14 protein-coding genes are annotated in these 16,131 nt (G+C 66.7%); 7 read left to right on the top strand and 7 right to left on the bottom strand.

Annotated features, from left to right (window positions below; all coding sequences use genetic code 11):
• Positions 1-35: 35 nt before the first annotated feature.
• A complete protein-coding gene (gene dhaK, locus EDF50_RS01660) occupies positions 36-1,037 on the bottom strand; it encodes a dihydroxyacetone kinase subunit DhaK (RefSeq protein WP_123517651.1) in 1,002 nt (333 codons plus the stop codon).
• A 197-nt stretch (positions 1,038-1,234) separates the two neighbouring features.
• Here dhaK and EDF50_RS01655 point away from each other — a divergent pair, with 197 nt between their 5' ends.
• Positions 1,235-1,972: an MIP/aquaporin family protein gene (locus EDF50_RS01655; protein WP_123517649.1), complete on the top strand. Its 738-nt coding sequence runs from the start codon at positions 1,235-1,237 to the stop codon at positions 1,970-1,972.
• A 157-nt stretch (positions 1,973-2,129) separates the two neighbouring features.
• Positions 2,130-3,650: a glycerol kinase GlpK gene (gene glpK / locus EDF50_RS01650; RefSeq protein ID WP_123517648.1), complete on the top strand. Its 1,521-nt coding sequence runs from the start codon at positions 2,130-2,132 to the stop codon at positions 3,648-3,650.
• A 78-nt stretch (positions 3,651-3,728) separates the two neighbouring features.
• Here glpK and trpD read toward each other — a convergent pair whose 3' ends face one another.
• On the bottom strand, positions 3,729-4,784 hold the full coding sequence (gene trpD, locus EDF50_RS01645) for an anthranilate phosphoribosyltransferase (protein ID WP_123517646.1): 1,056 nt from the start codon (positions 4,782-4,784) through the stop codon (positions 3,729-3,731).
• A 105-nt stretch (positions 4,785-4,889) separates the two neighbouring features.
• Between trpD and EDF50_RS01640 the strand changes: the two genes are divergently transcribed.
• Genes EDF50_RS01640 through EDF50_RS01625 form a run of 4 tightly spaced genes read left to right on the top strand, consistent with a single transcriptional unit; the run spans position 4,890 to position 9,134 of the window.
• Entirely contained in the window at positions 4,890-5,534 is a 645-nt protein-coding gene (locus EDF50_RS01640) for a heme-copper oxidase subunit III (protein ID WP_082460212.1), read from the top strand.
• A 21-nt stretch (positions 5,535-5,555) separates the two neighbouring features.
• A complete protein-coding gene (locus tag EDF50_RS01635) occupies positions 5,556-6,371 on the top strand; it encodes a c-type cytochrome (protein ID WP_056045057.1) in 816 nt (271 codons plus the stop codon).
• Positions 6,372-6,408: 37 nt separating this feature from the next.
• Positions 6,409-7,476 carry a ubiquinol-cytochrome c reductase iron-sulfur subunit gene (locus EDF50_RS01630; RefSeq protein ID WP_123517644.1) on the top strand — a complete coding sequence of 356 codons (1,068 nt, stop codon included), beginning with the start codon at positions 6,409-6,411 and terminating at the stop codon, positions 7,474-7,476.
• A gap of 47 nt (positions 7,477-7,523) precedes the next feature.
• A complete protein-coding gene (locus EDF50_RS01625; protein WP_233570313.1) occupies positions 7,524-9,134 on the top strand; it encodes a cytochrome bc complex cytochrome b subunit in 1,611 nt (536 codons plus the stop codon).
• Positions 9,135-10,262: 1,128 nt separating this feature from the next.
• Here the strand turns inward: EDF50_RS01625 and EDF50_RS01620 are convergent.
• The 5 genes from EDF50_RS01620 to EDF50_RS01600 form a co-directional block, all read right to left on the bottom strand.
• A complete protein-coding gene (locus EDF50_RS01620; protein WP_056256104.1) occupies positions 10,263-10,679 on the bottom strand; it encodes a cytochrome c oxidase subunit 4 in 417 nt (138 codons plus the stop codon).
• Between the two features lie 5 nt (positions 10,680-10,684).
• On the bottom strand, positions 10,685-12,430 hold the full coding sequence (ctaD, locus tag EDF50_RS01615) for a cytochrome c oxidase subunit I (protein WP_082454413.1): 1,746 nt from the start codon (positions 12,428-12,430) through the stop codon (positions 10,685-10,687).
• Positions 12,431-12,441: 11 nt separating this feature from the next.
• Complete coding sequence (gene coxB / locus EDF50_RS01610; protein WP_123517643.1) at positions 12,442-13,299, bottom strand: cytochrome c oxidase subunit II; 858 nt, start codon at positions 13,297-13,299, stop codon at positions 12,442-12,444.
• 246 nt (positions 13,300-13,545) lie between these two features.
• Positions 13,546-13,908, bottom strand: coding sequence for an iron-sulfur cluster insertion protein ErpA (gene erpA, locus EDF50_RS01605; RefSeq protein WP_043594936.1), 363 nt, complete (start codon positions 13,906-13,908; stop codon positions 13,546-13,548).
• A 134-nt stretch (positions 13,909-14,042) separates the two neighbouring features.
• The gene (locus EDF50_RS01600) at positions 14,043-15,458 is read right to left on the bottom strand and encodes a dipeptidase (protein ID WP_123517641.1); all 1,416 of its coding nucleotides are present in this window, start codon (positions 15,456-15,458) and stop codon (positions 14,043-14,045) included.
• Between the two features lie 41 nt (positions 15,459-15,499).
• Between EDF50_RS01600 and EDF50_RS01595 the strand changes: the two genes are divergently transcribed.
• Positions 15,500-16,078, top strand: a complete 579-nt coding sequence (locus EDF50_RS01595) for a DUF3043 domain-containing protein (protein ID WP_123517639.1) — start codon at positions 15,500-15,502, stop codon at positions 16,076-16,078.
• The last annotated feature ends 53 nt before the right edge of the window (positions 16,079-16,131 follow it).

Raw genomic sequence — 16,131 nt, 5'->3', positions numbered from 1 at the left:
ATGCGGTGGTGCGTTCCGGTGGTCGTGCGCGACGCTCAACGACCCCGGCGCAACGCGACGGTCTCGACCGGGGCGTCCCAGAGTTCGGTGAGCTCGTCGTCCAGGCGGGTGAGCGTGATCGACATGCCCTGCATCTCGAGCGAGGTGACGTACGAGCCGACGAGGCTCCGCGACACCTCGATTCCCCGCGCCTCGAGGGCCTCGGCCGCGCGGCGGTAGGCGATGTACAACTCGACGAGCGGAGTGCCTCCCATGCCGTTGACGAAGAGGAGCACCCGCTCACCGGAGACGAGCCCGAGGTCGTCGGTGACGGCGGCGAGCAAGCGGTCGACGATGGCGTCGACCCGTTCGAGCGGGATGCGCTCCCGCCCCGGTTCGCCGTGGATGCCGATGCCGATCTCGACCTCGTCGTCGGCCAGCGTGAAGCTCGGTTCGCCGGCATGGGGGACGGTGCCCGCGGCCAGTGCGACCCCCATCGACCGGGTGGCCGCGTTCGTGCGTCGGGCCACCTCGGCCACGGCGTCGAGCGTATCGCCCCGTTCGGCCGCGGCCCCTGCGGTCTTCTCGACCACGACCGTGCCGGCGACACCTCGGCGGCCGGCCGTGTAGAGCGAGTCCTTCACCGCGACGTCGTCGTCGACGAGGACCGACCGCACGGTGATGCCCTCTGCTTCGCAGAGGTCGGCGGCCGTCTCGAAGTTCAACACGTCGCCCGTGTAGTTCTTGACGACGTAGAGGACGCCGGCACCGGCGTCCACCGCCTGCGTCGCGGCGACGATCGGGTCGGGTGTGGGCGACGTGAAGACCGGTCCGGGAACGGCGGCGGACAACATGCCGAATCCTACGAAGCCCGCGTGGAGCGGTTCGTGTCCGCTGCCCCCGCCACTGACGACGGCCACCTTGCCCGGGACGGGGGCCGCGGCACGGCGGACGAACGTCGGGTCGTGCGAGACGACCACGAGGTCGGCATGCGCCGCACCGAACCCCGCGACGGACTCGTCGACGACGGCGGACGGATCGTTGATGAGCTTCTTCATCGAAGTACCTTTCTCGGCGCGGGAGACGGTGCTCGGGTGCACCAGGCTGCGCTCAATTTACTCCCAGGGCGGTCTGATGCACATATGTGCAAACACCTGATCTTTCCTTCTCATCTCGTGTGATCACAGCACTAGGGTGTTGACACACGCTCACCGCGGGTGCATTGTCGCCCCGCCGTACGACAAGGAAGGTCGACGTGAACCTGGGATTGATTTTTCTTTCAGAGACGGTGGGCACCGCATTGCTGCTCACCCTCGGTGGCGGCGTCGTCGCCAACGTCGCGCTGACGAAGACGAAGGGCTTTAACGGCGGGACGCTCATGGTCAACTTCGGCTGGGGCCTCGCGGTCTTCGTCGGAATCCTGGCCTCGTACTCGTCGGGCGCGCACCTCAACCCGGCCGTGAGCATCGCGCAGCTCATCCTCGGCAACATCACGTTCGCGGCGTTCCTCGTGTACGTGGCGGCGCAGATGGTCGGTGCGATCATCGGTGCGGTCGTCGTCTGGCTGGCCTACAAGCAGCACTTCGACGAGGAGCCCGACCCGGCGACCAAGCTGGGCGTGTTCTCGACCGGTCCTGCGATCCGCAACTACGGCTGGAACCTCGTGACCGAGATCATCGGCACCTTCGTGCTGGTCTTCACGATCATCGCCATCACCAACGGCGCCTCCCCCAACGCCGCCAACCTCGGCCCGCTCGGCGGCCTGGCCGTCGCACTGCTCGTGGTCGGCATCGGCGCCTCGCTCGGTGGGCCCACCGGCTACGCCATCAACCCGGCCCGTGACCTCGGACCCCGCATCGCGCACGCGTTCCTGCCCATCAAGGGCAAGGGCGGCAGCGACTGGTCCTACGCCTGGGTACCGGTCGTCGGCCCCCTCGTCGGCGGTGCCCTCGCGGCACTGCTGTCCTTCCCGCTCCTCCCCCTCGCCGCCTGACCCGGCGACCCACTGATCGGTCGAGGCCGGCTCCCCCGGGCCGCCCGACGCCGGTCGATCCACCCGCTCCCAGCAGAGGCTCGGGCCCGTCCGCTCGAATGGACCGACCCGGGCCTCCGTGCGAGCCGCATCCATCAACGACGAAGGAGTACCACCCGTGAGCGACACCGACTACGTCCTGGCCATCGACCAGGGAACCACCAGCACCCGCGCCATCATCTTCGACCACTCGGGCTCGATCGTGGCGACCGGCCAGAAAGAGCACGAGCAGATCTTCCCCCGGGCCGGTTGGGTCGAGCACGACCCCGCCGAGATCTGGGAGAACACCCGTGAGGTCATCGGCCAGGCACTGTCCCGCGCCGACATCACACGGCACAACATCAAGGCAGTCGGCATCACCAACCAGCGCGAGACCGCGGTCGTCTGGGACAAGACCACCGGCAAGGCGGTCTACAACGCCATCGTCTGGCAGGACACCCGCACCCAGCCCATCGTCGACCGCCTCGCGGCCGACGGCGGCGTCGAGCGCTTCAAGCCGATCGTCGGCCTGCCCCTCGCCACGTACTTCTCGGGCACGAAGGTCGTCTGGATCCTCGAGAACGTCGAGGGCGCCCGCGAGAAGGCCGAGGCCGGCGACCTGCTCTTCGGCACGACCGACACCTGGGTCCTGTGGAACCTCACGGGCGGCACCGACGGCGGTGTCCACGTCACCGACGTGACCAACGCCTCGCGCACCCTCTTCATGGACCTCGAGACGCTCCAGTGGCGTGACGACATCCTCGAGGCCTTCGACGTGCCGAAGTCGATGCTCCCCGAGATCAAGAGCTCGTCCGAGGTCTACGGCACCGTCGAGGCCTCGAGCCTGCTGCGCGAGGTGCCCATCGCCGGCATCCTGGGCGACCAGCAGGCCGCGACCTTCGGCCAGGCCGCGTTCGACCAGGGCGAGTCGAAGAACACCTACGGCACCGGCAACTTCCTGATCTTCAACACGGGCGAAGAGATCGTCCACTCGAAGAACGGGCTGCTCACGACGCTCGGCTACAAGCTCGGCGACGCCGCACCGCACTACGCCCTCGAAGGGTCGATCGCCGTCACGGGCTCGCTGATCCAGTGGCTGCGCGACAACCTGGGCATGATCGGCTCGGCACCCGAGGTCGAAGAGCTGGCCAAGACCGTCGAGGACAACGGCGGGGTGTACTTCGTCCCCGCGTTCTCCGGCCTGTTCGCTCCGTACTGGCGATCCGACGCCCGGGGTGCCCTCGTCGGTCTCACGCGCTACGTCAACAAGGGCCACATCGCCCGTGCCGCACTCGAGGCGACCGCGTTCCAGACCCGCGAGGTCCTCGACGCGGTCAACGCCGACTCGGGCGTCGACCTGACCGAGCTCAAGGTCGACGGCGGCATGACCGCCAACGACGCGCTCATGCAGTTCCAGGCCGACATCCTCGACGTTCCCGTCGTCCGCCCCGTCGTCGCCGAGACCACGGCGCTCGGTGCTGCCTACGCGGCCGGTCTCGCCGTCGGGTTCTGGGAGACCCTCGACGACCTCCGCGCCAACTGGCAGGAGGACAAGCGCTGGACCCCGAACATCGACGCCGACGAGCGTGACCGCACGCTGCGTCTGTGGAAGAAGGCCGTCACGAAGACCTTCGACTGGGTCGACGACGACGTCAACTGATCCTCCAGGCGAAGGGCCCGTCCGACCGGACGGGCCCTTCGTCGTCCGCCCCCTCGGGACGAGGAGGCGCGGTGCGTCTCAGGAGGCGCGGGTCGCGGCCACCCACTGGTCCAGTTTCGCGATCGCCGCGCCCGAGTCGACGGCCCGGGCCGCGACGTCCAACTGCTCGCGGAAGCGGGCGAGGAGCGGCCGTTCGCGCTGGCCCGGGTCGGCCGCCAGCCCGTAGGACACCAGCCCGGCCGCCGCGTTGAGCAGCACGATGTCGCGGACCGGACCGCGCTCCCCCGCCAGGACCTCACGGGCGATGCCCGCATTGTGCGCGGCGTCACCGCCGACGAGGTCGGAGATGCGCGCGCGCGGGATGCCCAGCTCGAGGGGATCGAGGTCGTGCTCCGTCACCGACCCTCCGGTGACCTCCCAGATGTGGCTGTGGCCGGTGGTGGTCAACTCGTCGAGACCGTCGTCACCGCGGAACACGAGGGCCGTCGCACCTCGCGTCTGGAAGACGCCGACGATCAGCGGCACCTTGTCGAGGGACGCGACGCCGACGGCGCTCGCCTCGGGTCGCGCCGGGTTCACGAGGGGACCCAGGAAGTTGAAGACCGTCGGCACCCCGATCTCGCGCCGGACGGCCGCCGCGTTGCCGAAGCCCGGGTGGAAAGCGGCGGCGAAGGCGAAGGTCAGCCCCGCTTCCCTCAGGACATCAGCCACGCGGTCCGCCCCGATGCTCAGGTCGATCCCTAGGGCCGCGAGGACGTCCGACGAGCCGGACGACGAGCTCGCCGCCCGGTTGCCGTGCTTGATCACCGGGACACCGGTCGCGGCCACGACGACCGAGGCCATCGTGGAGACGTTGACGGTGCCGAAGCGGTCACCGCCCGTCCCGACGATGTCGACCGCCATGGTGTCGACCGGCAGGGCCACGGCATGGGCGAGCACGGCGTCCCGGAAGCCGACGATCTCGTCGACCGTCTCCCCTTTGGCCCGAAGGGCCACCAGGAAGGCCGCGAGCTGGGCCGAGGTGACGTCGCCCGTCATCACTTGTTCCATCGACCAGGTGGCCTCGCTGATCGAGAGGTCCCGACCCGAGAGGAGTGCGTCGATGATCAAGGGCCAGGTGAGCTCGGAGGTCATGCGCCCAGGCTACCGGCGGCACCGACGCGCTCCGATGTCTCGGCGTCAAGGGAAATTCCCGACCCGGGGTTTTGAGCGCAAACCCAAGGCGACTTACCAGGCATAATGGACCTCGTGACAAGTACCTCTCTCTCGAGACCTTCTGGCGGCCCCGTCGTCAATCGACCCAGCACGGTTGCCGTGGGCACCATCGTGTGGCTCGGCAGCGAGGTCATGTTCTTCGCCGGCCTCTTCGCGATCTACTTCACGCTCCGCTCGACGTCTCCCGGCTTGTGGGCCGACCAGACGGCCCTGCACAACGTGCCGTTCGCGCTGACGAACACGATCACCCTGGTGCTCTCGTCGGTCGCGTGCCAGTTCGGCGTGTTCGCCGCAGAGCGCATGCAGCCGCACCGCACCGGTCGCCTCTTCCAGGTCGGCCGCTGGGGCATGGTCGAGTGGTTCTTCCTCACCTACGCGATGGGCGCGGTCTTCGTCTGTGGCCAGGTCTTCGAGTACGCGACCCTCATCTCCGAACACGTCACCCTCAGTTCGAGCGCCTACGGCTCCGCCTTCTACATGACGACCGGCTTCCACGGCGCCCACGTCATCGGTGGTCTGATCGCCTTCCTTCTCACCATCGGCCGTGCCTACGCCGTCAAGAACTTCGGCCACAAAGAGGCCACCACGGCCATCGTGGTCTCGTACTACTGGCACTTCGTCGACGTGGTCTGGATCGGCCTCTTCATCGTCATCTACCTCCTCAAATAGGCATTGGATCGTCTGCACAGCATGTTCTCCAGAACTTCGTCCTCCCGACGCACCAAGAAGGCCGGCCGTCGCGGCCCCGTCGCCACCGCCTCGCTGCTGCTCGTCGGCCTGCTCACCACGGGCGGTGCCTACGCGCTCTTCTCCTCCACCGCCTCGGCTGACGAGAGCAGCGCGACCGCGACCTCGCAGCAGAGCATCGACGAGGGTCAGAAGCTCTTCGCGTCGAACTGCGCCACCTGCCACGGTCTGAGTGCGGCAGGCACCGACAGCGGTCCGAGCCTGATCGGCGTCGGAGCCGCCTCGGTTGATTTCCAGGTCGGCACGGGGCGCATGCCCATGGCCGTCAACGGCCCGCAGGCCGAACAGAAGCCCACGCAGTTCTCCGACGAGCAGGTCGCCGCCATGGCCGCCTACGTCGCGTCGCTCGCCCCCGGCCCCGCCATCCCCGACGAGTCACTGCTCCAGGCCGACGGCGACACGACCAACGGTGCCGAACTCTTCCGCATCAACTGCGCCATGTGCCACAACGTGGCCGGCGCGGGCGGTGCACTCACGCAGGGCAAGTTCGCCCCCGCACTCGACGGCGTCACCGCCCACCACATCTACGAGGCCATGCAGACGGGCCCGCAGAACATGCCGGTCTTCAACGACCTCAACCTGTCGCCCCAAGACAAGGCCGACATCATCACGTACCTCAAGTACGTCGAGAACAACCCGTCGCCGGGTGGATTCGAGCTCGGGAGCCTCGGCCCCGTCGCCGAAGGTCTCTTCATCTGGATCTTCGGGCTCGGTGCGATCGTCGCGATCACCATCTGGCTGACGGCCCGGTCGAACTGACCCGCGTTCTCTCCGTACTTCACGAAAGGCAGAATCAATGGCAGAGCACGACGACGAGGCCCCCACGGCGGGCTCGGCTGTCGAGAAGCGCGAGCCTCGACAGGTATCGGCCGGCACGGCGGTCGTGACGTCCGACGTGTTCCAGAACCCGGGCGAACCGCCGCACCGCGATCGAGTCACCGACATCGACCCCAGGGTCGAGAAGCGTGCAGAACGTCAGGTCAGCCTCTTCTTCTTCCTGTCGATCGTGGGCAGCATCGCCGCCATCGGCGCGTACGTCGCATTTCCCATCACGTCCGGCGACTCGGGTTCGGTCCGTCTGAACAACCTGTTCCTCGGTCTCGGCATCGCCCTCGGGCTGCTGTCGGTCGGAATCGGTGCCGTGCACTGGTCCAAGACCCTCATGCCGGCACGCGAGATCACCGAGATGCGCCATGACACGCGCGGCTCCGAACCGACGCGTGAAAAGGCCGTCGAGGTCTTCGCGCTGGGTAACCACGAAAGCGGCTTCGGTCGCCGTTCACTCATCCGCAACAGCCTCATCGGTGCCCTCGTCGCGACCCCGCTCCCCGCGGTCGTCCTGTTCCGTGACCTCGCACCGGCCGAAGACCCCAACGCAGTCCTCCGTCACACCTTGTGGGAAGAGGGCATGCACCTCGCCGCCGACCCCTCCGGCACCCGCATCAAGGCGTCGGACGTCACTCTCGGCTCGGTGTTCCACGTCATCCCCGAGAACCTCAACGAATCAGAACATCTCCTCGAAGAGAAAGCCAAAGCGGCCGTCCTTCTCATGCGCCTCAAGCCGGAAGACCTCCACCCGGCCGAGGGACGCGAAGACTGGCAGTACGACGGGATCGTCGCTTACTCCAAGATCTGCACGCACGTCGGGTGCCCCGTGGCCCTCTACGAACAGCAGACACACCACCTGCTCTGCCCCTGCCACCAGTCCACGTTCGATGTGACGAACAACTGCGAAGTGATCTTCGGGCCCGCCAAGCGCCCCTTGCCGCAGCTGCCCATCACGGTCGACGCCGACGGGTACCTCGTCGCGCAGAGCGACTTCCACGAACCTGTGGGCCCGAGCTTCTGGGAGCGCGAAAAGTGATCACCACCACCCCGGCACAAGGTGCCGAACCGGCCACGTCGGACAACATCGGCAAGGCTCCGGCCTTCGCTCCGACGAAGACCAACAAGATCCTCGGCGCGACGGCCAACTACATCGACGAGCGCACGAGCATGTCCGGCCTGGTCAAAGAGGTGGGTCGCAAGATCTTCCCCGACCACTGGTCGTTCATGCTGGGCGAGGTCGCGCTGTACTCGTTCGTCGTCATCCTGCTCTCGGGTACGTTCCTGACGTTCTTCTTCCAGCCGTCGATGGCCGAGGTCAACTACAACGGGTCGTACGTTCCGCTCAAGGGCCTCAACATGTCGGCCGCGATGGCGTCGACGCTCGACATCTCGTTCGACATCCGCGGTGGTCTGCTGTTCCGGCAGATCCACCACTGGGCGGCCCTCCTGTTCGTCGCCGCGATCATGCTGCACATGCTGCGCGTCTACTTCACCGGCGCGTTCCGCAAGCCTCGCGAGATCAACTGGGTCGTGGGCTTCACCCTGTGGATCCTCGCCATGGCCGAGGGCTTCACCGGATACTCGCTACCCGACGACCTGCTCTCGGGCAACGGTGCACGCATCATCGACGGCATGATCAAGGGCATCCCCGTGATCGGCGTCTGGATCTCGTACCTCGTGTTCGGTGGCGAGTTCCCGGGTACCGACATGGTCGGTCGTTTCTACTCGCTGCACATCATGCTGCTGCCGGCGCTACTGATCGCCTTGCTGGGCGTGCACCTGCTGCTGCTCATCATCAACAAGCACACGCAGTTCGCCGGTCCCGGCAAGACGAACCAGAACGTCGTGGGCGTCCCGGTCATGCCGGTCTTCGCGGCCAAGGCCGGTGGATTCTTCTTCATCGTCTTCGGCGTGATCGTCCTCATCGCGTCGTTGTTCACGATCAACCCCATCTGGAACTACGGACCGTACGACCCCTCCCCCGTGTCGGCAGGTACGCAGCCCGACTGGTACATCGGCTTCGCCGACGGCGCACTGCGTCTCGTGCCGCCGGGCTGGGAGTTCGTGGCCTTCGGTTACACCGTCTCGATGAACATCCTGGTGCCGATCGCCGTCCTCGGCCTCTTCATCGTCGTCGTCCTGCTGTACCCGTTCTTCGAAGCCTGGGTGACCGGCGACAAGCGCGAGCACCACATCCTCGACCGGCCTCGCAACGCTCCGACCCGCACCGCCATCGGCGCGGCCGGCATCGTGTTCTATGCCAGCCTCTGGGCGGCCGCGAGCTCCGACATCATGGCGACGCACTTCCACCTGTCCCTGAACTACGTGATCCATGCCTGCCAGGCAGCGTTGATCCTCGGTCCGTTCATCGCCTTCTGGGTCACCAAGCGTGTCTGCCTGGCGCTGCAGAAGAAGGATCGAGAGATCGCTCTGCACGGCTACGAGTCGGGCCGCATCGTGCGTCTGCCGGGTGGCGAGTACATCGAGGTGCACGAGCAGCTCGACGAGTACGAGCGCTGGCGTCTCCTCGACTTCAACGAGTACGAGCCCCTGATGGTCCGTCCCAACGCGAACGGCAAGATCACGGCTCTGCAGCGCGCTCGCGCATCCGCGTCGTCGTTCTTCTTCGAAGACCGCATCGCCCCCGTGAAGCGTTCCGAGATCGAGTCATCGCATCACGACGAAGGTCACTGAACACCACATCCCGTAGGCCCGGTCGCACATGTCGTGCGGCCGGGCCTTCGGCATGTGCCGCGGACTTCTGAGGGTTGCCGGCGGTCTTAGTCAGGTCGAGGGCCGACAAAGTACCCCGGCTGAGCCACGCGGTGTTCGCTTGTCTCCGGGAGACACCATCATGTCCAGCCTCAACTGACGCCCAGACGACGGCACCCGCCCTTCTGCCGGTCCGCCGTACCCGGTTTGACTGAGCCTCCGCACGCCGCCGGCGCCTCGGCACGACGCCTGCGCCAAGGCACGCCGCCGGCGCCTGGCCCTCCCCTCTCCCCTGCAACGACATGCCGTCCGTGCATCCCCTACGCCCGGACTCCTCGCACCCCTCCCGTACGGCCCGTCGGTCATCCCGCGATCGATCTGTGCGAGCTCGATCAACTCTTCCTGAGGGGGTCGACCCTCGTGAGCAGGGTTCCGATTCCGCGAAGCATGCGGTGACTCCCCTAGCCACCAGACCTTGGCCCCTCGGGGCCCACTCACTAACCCGGGACGGCGCCTGATTCCGGTGGCGGGCTCGGACCAGAGAGAGGGCGACGGCGTCGCAGGAGACGCGGTGGTGGCCTGGATCAGGGGTCACCTCATCGCGGCTCCCTGCGGCCCTCCTGGCGTTGCTGGGACTGCCTCAGCCCCAGCCCCACCCAACCGGAGTAAGGCGTGATGTCACGCACAAGAACGAGAGCGTCTGATGAAGTCGCCGCCCTCATCACGAGGACCGCGATCAGTCACGATTCCCCGTTCGCGACCGCCTCGATCCAATCGGTGGCTCCGTCAGAGAGAAAGACGCCTTCCAGGCCGTTGCGCCCGAGCCACCCGGACTCGGTCCCTGAGTCACCGCCGGCGGCGACGATCTGATCGAGTACTCACTCGGGAACGGCATCACCGTTGTCGACCGTCAGCCACTCCCGCGCCCCGACGCTCAGCGTGGGCCACCATCTTTCGATGTCCATGGCGGCATGCTGGCACGGATCGGCGTCCTGGGCACGCCCGATTCCGCACGCTGGCCCGGAGGGCACTGACCTAACCCGTGAGCAGAGACGACGAAGGGCGCCGGTCCGTAGACCGACGCCCTGGCAACTCGAGGGAGGAGTGAAATCAGTGCGCGAAGTTGCCGCGGTAGTACTCGTAGACCCATCCGACCAGAGCCACGGCCGTGAGGGCGGCTCCGATGTAGATGATCCACATGCCGACGGCCAACGCCAGGAAGATCAGGCTGCAGCCGGCGGCCAGAATGATGGGCCACCACGACCACGGGCTGAAGAAGCCCATCTCGGGGTCGCCGTCGTCGATGTTGGCGTCCAGACGGTCCTCGGGAAGTTCGCCCCCCTGTGTGGCGTGCGAGCGACCCATGTAGAAGGCCAGGAAGGCACCGAGCATGCCCGCCAGCCCGATGCCGAGCGTGCCGGCCCATTCGACACGACCCGTGTCGAGCAGGCTCCACAGTACGTAGACGGCGCACATGAGGAAGAAGAAGATCGCGAGGATCCAGAACAACGTCGCGTTGGTCTTCATCGGGACTACTTCACTTTCTCGCTGGAGGCGTCATACGTGGGGGCATCCGGAGCATCCTTCACCGGACCGATGCCGACGGGCAGGCCCGCCTCGGGGTGGTTCAGGTCGAAGGCCGGCGACTCGGAACGGATTCGCGGGATCGACGTGAAGTTGTGTCGCGGCGGAGGGCAGGACGTGGCCCACTCGAGCGAGCGTGAGTAGCCCCATGGGTCGTTGACCTCGACCTTGGGAGCACGGCGAGCGGTGATGTAGACGTTGTACAGGAACGGCAGGATCGAGACGCCGAGGAGCATTGCCCCGATGGTCGAGAGCTGGTTCATCCACGTGAAGTGGTCCTCGGGCTGGTACGTGGCGTAGCGGCGAGGCATGCCCATGACGCCGAGCCAGTGCTGCACGAGGAACGTCGTGTGGAAGCCGATGAACAGCATCCAGAAGTGGATCTTGCCGAGACGCTCGTTGAGCATCTTGCCCGTCCATTTCGGCCACCAGAAGTAGAAGCCGGAGAACATCGCGAACACGACGGTGCCGAAGACGACGTAGTGGAAGTGAGCCACGACGAAGTAGGTGTCGGACACGTGGAAGTCGAGAGGGGGCGACGCGAGGATGACGCCCGTGAGGCCACCGAAGGTGAAGGTGATCAAGAAGCCGATGGCCCAGAGCATGGGCGTCTCGAACGTGACCGACCCGCGCCACATGGTGCCGATCCAGTTGAAGATCTTCACCCCGGTGGGGACCGCGATGAGCATGGTCATCAGCGAGAAGAACGGCAGCAGGACGGAACCGGTGACGTACATGTGGTGTGCCCACACCGTGACCGACAGTGCCGCGATCGAGATGGTCGCGTAGACCAGAGTCTTGTAGCCGAAGATCGGCTTGCGGCTGAAGACCGGGAACACCTCGGACACGATGCCGAAGAACGGCAGGGCGATGATGTAGACCTCGGGGTGGCCGAAGAACCAGAAGAGGTGCTGCCACAGGATGGCGCCTCCGTTGGCCGGGTTGAAGACCTGGGCGTCGAAGACGCGGTCGAAACCGAGTCCGAAGAGTGCAGCCGCGAGCACCGGGAAAGCCATGATCACGAGGATCGAGGTGATCAGGGTGTTCCAGGTGAAGATCGGCATCCGCCACATGGTCATGCCCGGGGCCCGCATCGACACGATCGTGGTGATGAAGTTCACCGATCCGAGGATCGTGCTGAAACCGGTGAGACCCAGACCGAAGACCCACAGGTTGCCACCGAGTCCTGGAGAGAACGTCGTGTCGCTGAGCGGAGCGTAGGCGAACCAACCGAACGAGGCTGCGCCCTGCGGGGTAAGGAAGCCTGCGACGGCGATGATCGACCCGAACGAGTAGAGCCAGAAGGCGAAGCCGTTGAGGCGGGGGAACGCGACGTCCGGCGCACCGATCTGCAGCGGCATGAGCACGTTCGCGAAGCCAGAGAAAAGGGGCGTCGCGAACATGAGCAACATGATCGTGCCGTGCATCGTGAAGAGCTGGTTGTACTGCTCTTTCGTCGCGACGATCTCGAGACCCGGCGCGAACAGCTGGGCACGGATGATCAACGCCATGACGCCGCCGAGGCAGAAGAAGAGGAACGACGTGATCAGGTACATGTACCCGATCGTCTTGTGGTCCGTCGACGTGATCCAGTTGACGACGACGTTGCCCTTGCGGCCGACCTTCGAGGCGCCGAAGTTCTGACCGGACGAGGTCCCGCCGGTGGTGGGACGGGTGGCGGTGGCTGAGCTCATCGAACCGTGCCTTACTTCTCGGAGTCTTCTGTGCCGGCGGCGTTGGCGGGTGCCTCGGTGCCGGGCTGGTTGGTGTTGGTGTTGTACTGGTCGCCCAGCAGACCGGTGTTGCCCTCGGCGTCGAGCGACGCGAGGTACTGGTCGTACTCGGACTGGGAGACGACCTTGACGTTGAAGAGCATCAACGAGTGGTACTCGCCGCACAGCTCGGCGCACTTGCCGCTGAACGTGCCCTCTTTCTCGGGCGTGAAGTACATCGAGTTGGTCTTGCCGGGGATCGTGTCCTTCTTGTAGAGGAAGTCGATGATCCAGAACGAGTGCGCCACGTCGCGCGACTTGAGGTCGATCTGTACCGTTTTGCCGACCGGCAGGTACAACTCGGGCAGCTGGCTCTCGTCGACGGTGCCGTCGCCGAGCTCTTGCGCCTGGATGCCCTGGTAGTAGACGCTCTCGTCTTCGTTCTGCTGGTCGATGTAGTTGAAGTCCCAGGCCCAACGCTTGGCGTAGACGTCGATCTTGACGTCAGGGCTCGCGGTGGGCTCTTCGATGGCGGCCTGGTCACGCGCGGTGAAGGCGAAGAAGCCCAGCACGAGGATGAGCGGCACGACCGTGTAGAAGATCTCGATCGGCATGTTGTAGCGCAGCTGGACAGGGAGACCGGTCTGGCCCTTGCGGCGGCGGTAGGCCACGCAGACCCAGATGATGAGGCCCCACACGATGACACCGACGATGAGGAGGACGATCCACGAGGTGACCCAGAGGCCGATGACGCGGTCCACGTGGTTGGTCGTGCCCGCGGTGGTGGGCAGCCACCCCTGCAGCTGGTCGGTGGTGCACCCCGCTAGCACGAGAGCCAGGACGACTGCCATGGGGGCGGCAGCCCAACGAAGACGGCGGTTAGAACGCACTGTTACCTCTCGGATGACACGACAGTGGGGGTGTTCCCAGTGTTCACGGGGACCTGCCTAGCTTACTCGCAGGTTCGACCCCCCAGCGCACGGCACGCGCCGGAAGCCTCTCGACGTCGAGCGACAACGACCCCGAGACGCACGAGAGGGGACCACCCTCGCGGATGATCCCCTCACGACGGACGACTCGGAGCCGCCCCTCGACGATCAGTGGAAGCTGTCGCCGCAGGCGCAGCTGCCCTGAGCGTTGGGGTTGTCGATGGTGAACCCCTGCTTCTGGATGGTGTCCTCGAAATCGATCGCGGCGCCGTCGAGGTACGGAACGCTCATCTTGTCGACGATGACCTCGACGCCGTCGAAGTCGACCGTGGCGTCACCGTCGAGCATGCGCTCGTCGAAGTACAGCTGGTAGATGAGCCCTGAGCAGCCACCGGGCTGGACGGCCACGCGAAGGCGGAGGTCGTCCCGGCCCTCTTGCGTGAGCAGGCTCTTCACCTTGTCCGCGGCGGTGGACGTGATCGTCACGCCGTGCGCCTTCGCGTCGACGGGAGCGGTTGCGATGTCGGTCATGGTGCCTCCTTCGGGCCGGGTCGAGTGCGGGGCACTCGTCGTCGACCAGTGTAAGCAGCCGAGAGCCGGTTTTGTTCCGGAGCCGCGCCTCCTCGGGACGTCGACCGGGGCGGAGGAGGCACGGCTCGCGCCGGTCAGCCTCGCGCGTCCAGGCGTGCGAGCAGGATGGCCTCGCTGAGGATCGCCCGGTGCAGCACCCCGAGGTGCTGGGATTCGTTCGGGCTGTGGGCACGCGTGTCGGGGTCCTCGACGCCGGTCACGAGGATCTGGGCCTCGGGGAAGGTCCTGACGAGGTCGGCGATGAACGGGATCGACCCGCCGATGCCCGTCTGGACCGGCGCCTCGCCCCACCCCTCGGTCATCGCGACGGTGGCGTCGGCGATCGCCGTGCCGCTCGTGTCGACGAGGAACGGGTCTCCGCGGTCGACGTCGTCGATGCGGACGTGCGCCCCGAAGGGCGCGTGCCCGTGCAGGTGCGCGTCGAGGGCGGCGTAGGCGTCGTCCGCGGTCTGCCCGGGAGCGATGCGGGCACTGATGCGGACGGACACCTCGGGGCTCAGCGTGTTGGACGCGTTGGCGACCGACGGCGCGTCGATGCCGGTCACGGTGATCGACGGCTGCGACCACATCCGGCTGAGGATCGGGCCTCGTCCGATCGGTGTCACCCCCTCGAGCAGCCCGCTGTCGTCGCGCAGCTGCTGCTCGCTCTGCTCGGGGTGGTCGGCCTCGCGGCTCGTCAGCCCGACCACGGCCACGCTGCCGTCGTCGTCGTGCAGGGTCGCCAACAACTTCACCATGGCCATCATCGCGTCGGGGACGGCGCCGCCGAGCATGCCGGAGTGGGAGGCGTGGGCCAGCGTGCGGACGGTCAAGCGGAAGGTCACGTTGCCGCGCAGTCCGACGGTGATGGCGGGAACGGTCGTGCTCCAGTTGTCGGAGTCGGCCACGACGATGACGTCGGCTCGGAGCTCGTCCTCGTGCTGCGCCAGGAAATCGGCGAAGGAACGCGAACCGAACTCCTCTTCGCCCTCGATGAACAACGACACGCCGACACCGAGGTCGTCACCGAGGACCTCGTGCACCGCTCGCAAGGCCGCCACGTGGGTCATCACACCTGCTTTGTCGTCGGACGCCCCACGTCCGTACAGCCGGTCTCCCTTGACCGTCGGCTCGAACGGAGGGGTGTCCCAGTCGGCGTCGTCCCCCTGCGGCTGCACGTCGTGGTGCGCGTACAGCAGGATGGTCGGCTTGCCGTCCCGAGGCGCCCGACGCGCGAGCACGGCGGGCTGGCCGAGCGTGCCGCTGTCGCCGATGGGTGCCCTGCTCACGGTCACCCGGTCGAAAAGGCCCGTGCCCTCGACCAGGGCGGCCACCGCGTCGGCGCTGCGTCGCACGTGCTCGGGGTCGAACGCCTCCCACGAGACGGAGGGGATGCGCACGAGGGCACCGAGATCGGCGATCGTCGCGGGCAGACCCGCATGCACGGCCTCCGCGAGTTCGCTGACAGTACGGGGATCGGTCGGTCGGACAGGATGCTGCGAGTCGCTCATGCAGGTAATCTTAGGAACTCGGACAACCCTGAGGATCTCCCGTGGCCAAGCCAGACAGCAAGACGACCGAGACGACCACCGCCGCCGAACCCGAGTCGACCGCGGTCGGCAAGGGTCGCCCGACTCCCACGCGGCGTGAGCGTGAGGCCGCGAATCAGCGCCCGCTCGTCGCCTCCGGCAAAGAAGCCCAGAAGGCACAGCGTGCCCGTCTCGCCGAACAACGCGACCGAGCGCGCGTCGGTCTTGCGAACGGCGAGGAGCGTTTCCTGCCCGACCGCGACAAGGGCCCCCAACGTCGGTTCATCCGCGACCACGTCGACGCGCGGTTCAGCGTCGGCGAGGCCATGATCCCCATCATGGTCGTCGTCATCGCCATGACGCTCGTGCAGTCGGCGGCCATTCAGTCGATCACCCTCCTCGTGCTCTGGGGCTTCTTCGCCCTCGCCGTGGTGGACTGCCTGATCGTCGGCCGCAGCGTCAATCGCAAGCTCGCCGCAAAGTACGGCGCCGAGAACGTCCGCAAGGGCAACCGCTGGTACGCCGCCATGCGTGCCATGCAGCTCAAGCCCATGCGCCTGCCCAAGCCCCAGGTCAAACGCGGCGAGTACCCGACGGCCTGATCGGAGGGCGCCACCCGCCGACCCACGGCGTCACCCGGTTCGGGTGACGCCGT

The sequence above is a fragment of the Frigoribacterium sp. PhB24 genome, from assembly GCF_003755185.1.
Lineage (GTDB): Bacteria > Actinomycetota > Actinomycetes > Actinomycetales > Microbacteriaceae > Frigoribacterium.
The sequence above is the reverse complement of the archived record's forward strand: the minus strand, read 5'-3'. Positions and strand labels throughout refer to the sequence as shown.

Excerpts from the sequence above, each read along its gene's own strand:
- dhaK (WP_123517651.1), bottom strand. The coding sequence starts at position 1,037 with ATGAAGAAGCTCATCAACGATCCGTCCGCCGTCGTCGACGAGTCCGTC.
- trpD (WP_123517646.1), bottom strand. The coding sequence starts at position 4,784 with ATGACCTCCGAGCTCACCTGGCCCTTGATCATCGACGCACTCCTCTCG.
- EDF50_RS01640 (WP_082460212.1), top strand. The coding sequence starts at position 4,890 with ATGGACCTCGTGACAAGTACCTCTCTCTCGAGACCTTCTGGCGGCCCC.
- EDF50_RS01635 (WP_056045057.1), top strand. The coding sequence starts at position 5,556 with ATGTTCTCCAGAACTTCGTCCTCCCGACGCACCAAGAAGGCCGGCCGT.
- EDF50_RS01630 (WP_123517644.1), top strand. The coding sequence starts at position 6,409 with ATGGCAGAGCACGACGACGAGGCCCCCACGGCGGGCTCGGCTGTCGAG.
- EDF50_RS01620 (WP_056256104.1), bottom strand. The coding sequence starts at position 10,679 with ATGAAGACCAACGCGACGTTGTTCTGGATCCTCGCGATCTTCTTCTTC.
- ctaD (WP_082454413.1), bottom strand. The coding sequence starts at position 12,430 with ATGAGCTCAGCCACCGCCACCCGTCCCACCACCGGCGGGACCTCGTCC.
- coxB (WP_123517643.1), bottom strand. The coding sequence starts at position 13,299 with ATGGCAGTCGTCCTGGCTCTCGTGCTAGCGGGGTGCACCACCGACCAG.
- erpA (WP_043594936.1), bottom strand. The coding sequence starts at position 13,908 with ATGACCGACATCGCAACCGCTCCCGTCGACGCGAAGGCGCACGGCGTG.
- EDF50_RS01600 (WP_123517641.1), bottom strand. The coding sequence starts at position 15,458 with ATGAGCGACTCGCAGCATCCTGTCCGACCGACCGATCCCCGTACTGTC.